4 protein-coding genes and 3 tRNA genes are annotated in these 4635 nt (G+C 73.6%); 2 read left to right on the top strand and 5 right to left on the bottom strand.

The features are described from left to right. Positions 1-6: 6 nt before the first annotated feature. The 4 genes from AB0J68_RS27815 to AB0J68_RS27800 all read right to left on the bottom strand — a co-directional run bounded on the left by AB0J68_RS27815 (position 7) and on the right by AB0J68_RS27800 (position 1422). Positions 7-79 (bottom strand) — tRNA-Glu (locus AB0J68_RS27815). A gap of 152 nt (positions 80-231) precedes the next feature. Further along, positions 232-304, bottom strand: a tRNA-Glu gene (locus AB0J68_RS27810). 134 nt (positions 305-438) lie between these two features. After that, a tRNA-Gln gene (locus AB0J68_RS27805) sits at positions 439-510 on the bottom strand. Positions 511-618: 108 nt separating this feature from the next. Then, positions 619-1422, bottom strand: a complete 804-nt coding sequence (locus tag AB0J68_RS27800) for a fumarylacetoacetate hydrolase family protein (RefSeq protein ID WP_363941321.1) — start codon at positions 1420-1422, stop codon at positions 619-621. 175 nt (positions 1423-1597) lie between these two features. On the opposite strand from AB0J68_RS27800, the gene AB0J68_RS27795 reads away from it, so the two are divergent. Together AB0J68_RS27795 and AB0J68_RS27790 are read left to right on the top strand one after the other, a co-directional pair. Beyond that, the gene (locus AB0J68_RS27795) at positions 1598-3082 is read left to right on the top strand and encodes a hypothetical protein (RefSeq protein ID WP_363941318.1); all 1485 of its coding nucleotides are present in this window, start codon (positions 1598-1600) and stop codon (positions 3080-3082) included. 34 nt (positions 3083-3116) lie between these two features. Continuing rightward, on the top strand, positions 3117-3983 hold the full coding sequence (locus tag AB0J68_RS27790) for a 3-methyladenine DNA glycosylase (RefSeq protein WP_363941315.1): 867 nt from the start codon (positions 3117-3119) through the stop codon (positions 3981-3983). A gap of 39 nt (positions 3984-4022) precedes the next feature. Here AB0J68_RS27790 and AB0J68_RS27785 read toward each other — a convergent pair whose 3' ends face one another. After that, on the bottom strand, positions 4023-4616 hold the full coding sequence (locus AB0J68_RS27785) for a TetR family transcriptional regulator (RefSeq protein ID WP_355133311.1): 594 nt from the start codon (positions 4614-4616) through the stop codon (positions 4023-4025). Between the last annotated feature and the right edge of the window lie 19 nt (positions 4617-4635).

Here is a 4635-nt window from a genome sequence, read left to right as displayed (position 1 = left end):
GATCTGTAGCCCCGACCGGATTCGAACCGGCGCTACCGCCTTGAGAGGGCGGCGTCCTGGGCCGCTAGACGACGGGGCCAGAACTTCCTGTTCACCGCCCTCGCAGGCGGTGCCGCTGTAGTCTAGCGGCACCGTCCGTCGGGGCGAGCGTGGGGTCTGGGCACCGTGGACGGCCGTGCGTAGCAACGAAACAACCCGCCTCACCAAGGTGAGACGGGTTGTGCACAGATGTAGCCCCGACCGGATTCGAACCGGCGCTACCGCCTTGAGAGGGCGGCGTCCTGGGCCACTAGACGACGGGGCCAGAACCACTTTCGCTCCCCCACCCTCGCGGGCGGAGGAGCTGCACTCTACCAGAGACCACTCTCCGCCCCCGGAGGGGCGGAGTCGAACTCCGTCAGAATCCAGCGTCCGGGATTCTCGCGAATCCCAGCTGCGCTGGGGTACCAGGACTCGAACCTAGACTAACTGAACCAGAATCAGTCGGGCTGCCAATTACCCCATACCCCATTGGCCCCTTGCGGCGCCGGGAGTGAACATTACCCTCCCGGTGCCGACAGGCCAAATCCGATCCCCCCGAACCGCCCGTGAGCTGCGGAAACAGGGGCATCGGACGGATCAGGCGACGGGGACCACCGGGTTGCTGAGCTCGCCGATGCCCTCGATCCGCACGGTGACCGTATCCCCCTCGACGAGAGGGCTAACCCCCGCCGGAGTGCCGGTGAGCACCACGTCGCCGGGCAGCAGGGTCATCACGTGCGAGATGTACGACACCAGGCCGGCCACGTCGAAGACCATGTCCTTCGTCCGGCCGAGCTGGCGTACCTCCATCTCGTCGGGGTTGCGACCCACCTCACAGCGGATCTCCAGGTCGGAGACGTCCAGCCCGGTGGTGATCCACGGACCGATCGGGCAGAACGAGTCGAAGCCCTTGGCGCGGGTCCACTGCCCGTCCGAGCGCTGCAGGTCCCGGGCGGTCACGTCGTTGGCGCAGGTGTAGCCGAAGATGGCACGTTCGGCGGCGGCCCGGTCGGCCCGGCGGGCGCCCGGCGCGCCGATCACGACCGCCAACTCCGCCTCGTGCTCGACCTGCTTGGAGAAGATCGGCAACCGGATGGCGTCCCGGGGACCGATCACCGAGGTGGACGGCTTGAGGAAGAGCAACGGCTCCTTGGGCACCTCGTTGCCGAGCTCGGCGGCGTGGTCGGCGTAGTTGCGGCCCACGCAGACCACCTTGCTGGGCAGGATCGGCGAGAGCAGCCGGACGTCGGCGAGGGCCCAGCGGGCCCCACTGAAGGAGAGCTGGCCGAACGGGTGACCCTCGATCTCGGCGATGGTCAGGCCCTGCGGCCCGGCCTCCGGCTCGCCCTCGACGGCTCCGAACGACATTCCCTTGGCATGAGCGAAACGAGCGATACGCACCCGGCCAATCTAGCCCCGCCGACCCGTTCACCGGCCACAACGGGCCGCCGGGTGTGCGCAACCCGTCAGCGTCGCGGCACCTTAGCGCAGGTCTGGGCGGCCGGGGCGGGTTTCTCGACTTCGTACCCGCACGGAGGGCGCGCACCCCTAGCGTCGGCTCCGGAGGTTCGTTCGTATGCCTGCATCGACACGACACCACAGAGCCCTCGCGGTGTTCGTACACTGCCTCGGCATCCTCGCCGCCGTGCCGGCCCTGCCCGCGGCGGCCCCGGAGGCGGCGGTCGCGCAACGACCAGCGGCCGCCACGCCACAACCAGCCGCGCCCGTGCCACGACCAGCCGCGCCGACGCCACGTCCGACGGCACCAGCGCCCGGAGCGACGGCGGTCACGCCGCCCGCGTCCGTCAGCCCGGCGCCGCCGGCGGTGGCGGTGGCCGCGCGGGTGCCCGTGGCGGCGAGCGCGGAGCCCACCCCGCCCTCGGCGCCACCGGCGGTGGCACCGCCGTCGCGGGTGCCGGTGTCGGCGCCCCCGCCTCCGGTCACGGTGGCGGTCGCGTCGGAGAGCAGCCCCGCGCCGCGGTACCGGATCCACGTCCGGAATGTGGGCAACTCGCCGCTCGACACGACGGTGCGCCAGGAGCTGCCGTCCGGGTCGTCGCCCACCGCGATCAGCGGGGGCGGGCGGTCCAGCCGCTCCGGCGGGTCCATGGCCGAGGTGACCTGGCGGTTGCGGCTGCCCGCGCACAGCACCACCACGCTGGGCACCGCGCTGACCGCGGTCGCGCCGGGCCAGCCGCTGGCGGCGCCGGCCTGCGCGTTCACCAGTGACGGCAGCCGGCCGTACGACTGCGCCACCGCCACCTGGCAGGCGGCCGCAGCCCCGGCGGCCAAGGTCACCGAGGCGCCGCCCTGGCGGCGGTATCCGGTGCTGCTCGCCGGGTTGGGCGTTCTGCTGCTGCTCAGCGCCCTCGTGGCGTGGGTGTGGCGTCGACGGCGCGGACGGCGCGGGCGGCGGGTGACCGCCGCCGCCCTGGCCACCAACGCGACGCCGGACGATGGACGCGGGACGATCTACCCACGTCCGGCGACTCCCGGCCCGCGCCGACGGCGGCGTACGCCGCCGGTCTGGCTGCTGGTCGGCGCGGCGGTGGTGGTGCTGGCGGGCGTGATCGGCACGGCCGGCTGGACGGCGACCCGGCAGGTGTCGTCGATCGACACCCAGAAGCAGCCGACCAGCGGGGCGTGGATGGGCACCGGGGTCTCCGGGCCGGTGGGCGTGCCGCTGCAGGAGTCCGCGTTCGAGTTCACCGTCTACCGGATGACCTGTGGGGCGGCGGACGCGGCCAGCGGGACCGGCGCGGCACCCGCCGGGGGTCGGCGCTGCCAGGCCACCGTGGGTGTGCGCAACGTCACCGGCACCCCGCAGCCCTGGCACGGCCAGCTGCAACGCGCCTACCTGCCGGGTGGCCGGTGGGTGAGCACGGACGAGCCGGCCACCCGGACGGCCAACCTGGGTCGGGACGTCTTCGCCAACCCGGTGGCCGCGGGCAGTCGGGTGGTGCTCCCGCTGGTGTTCACCGTCGACGGGCGGGACCCGCCCCAGCAGCTGGAGCTGCGCAGCGGCGTGTTCTCCGCCGGCGTCCGGGTGCACATGCCCTGACCGGCGATGGGGCGGCGGTCGTACCCTGGGGTCCGTGACCGCCGCCCTCGCCCCCGCCGTGCTCGACGTGGCGGCCTGGCGTGAGCGCCGCCGGGCCCACGAGGAGCGGGTGGACGGGTGGCTGACGCCGCACCTGGCCCGCCGACGTCGGGGTGAGCGGCACCCGGTGGCCGACTTCCTGTTCACCTACTACTCGCACCGGCCGGCGCAGCTGCGCCGCTGGCACCCGGGCGCGGGGGTCGAGCTGCGCGACGCGGACCCGGCCGAGTTCGGCCGGGACTACCGCGCCACCGCCGCCGGGGTCACCCTCGACACCGAGGCGGTACGCGGGCGACGCGGCGAGTCGATCGCGTGGATCCGCTCGCTGTTGGCGGCCACGGCCGGACGACCGGCGCACTTCGGCTGCTTCGGAATGCACGAGTGGGCGATGGTGTACCGGCAGACCCGCGAGGAACTGCGGCACAACGCCTGGCCGTTGCGGCTGGATCCGGAGCGCACCGCCGCGGTCGTCGAGGAGCGCGGGGTGCGGTGCAGCCACTTCGACGCGTTCCGGTTCTTCACCCCGCCGGCCCGGCCGTTGAACCTGCTCACCCCGACCCGGGAGACGCAGCACGCGCACGAGCAGCCGGGCTGTCTGCACGCCAACATGGACCTCTACAAGTGGGCGTACAAGTTGTCGCCGCTGGTGCCCTCCGAGCTGGTCGCGGACTGTTTCGAGCTGGCCCGGGAGATCCGCACGTTGGACATGCGGGCCAGCCCGTACGACCTGGCGGCCCTCGGTCACCCTCCGGTACGGGTGGAGACCGCCGAGGGGCGGGCGGAGTACGCCGCGGCGCAGCGCGGGTTCGCCGACCGTGCGGCGGTGTTGCGCGACCGACTGCTGGCCGCCGTCCCCGCCTGACCATCGACGGCCCCGTGCGGTCGGGCGGCTGGCCCGGCGTCAGCGCGAGCGGGCTCGCAGGCCGTCGAGGAGCAGCGCGACCACCGCGGCCAAATCGTCGTCGAGGCCCGGCTCGTTCCACTCCGTCCGGTGCGACGGGTGGTGGAACCGCGCGGTGGCCTGCAGCAGCGCACGGCCGGCCACCGCCGGGTCGGGCACGGTGAACTCGCCGGCGGCCACTCCGTCCGCGACGATCAGGCTGAGCTGACCGGCGAGAACCTCCAGGTGGTTGGCGACCGCCCCCTCGGAGAGCGTGGCGAGCTGGTGGAAGTTGTCGAACAGCTCCGGGTCCTCGCGGGCCATCCGCCGCTTGGTGCCGCTCAGCTCGGCCAGCCACCGGCGCAACCGCTGGGGGGCCGGGTCGGTGCCGGTGGCGACGCCGATCAGCGGGGTGGAGACCCGGGCCAGCCAGCGTTCGGCGACCGCCTCGCGCAGCGCGGCCTTGCTGGCGAAGTGCCGGTAGACGCTGCCGTGGCTGACGCCCAGCGCGCGGGCGACGTCCAGCACGGTGGCCTTCGCCGGGCCGTACCGGCGCAGCACCTCCTCGGCGGTGTCGAGGATGCGGTCGGCGGTCAGGGCGGTGGTGTCGCTCATCGTCCCAGCCTCCCTGACC

It is taken from the genome of Micromonospora sp. NPDC049580 (assembly GCF_040675595.1).
GTDB lineage: Bacteria > Actinomycetota > Actinomycetes > Mycobacteriales > Micromonosporaceae > Micromonospora.
The sequence above is the reverse complement of the archived record's forward strand: the minus strand, read 5'-3'. Positions and strand labels throughout refer to the sequence as shown.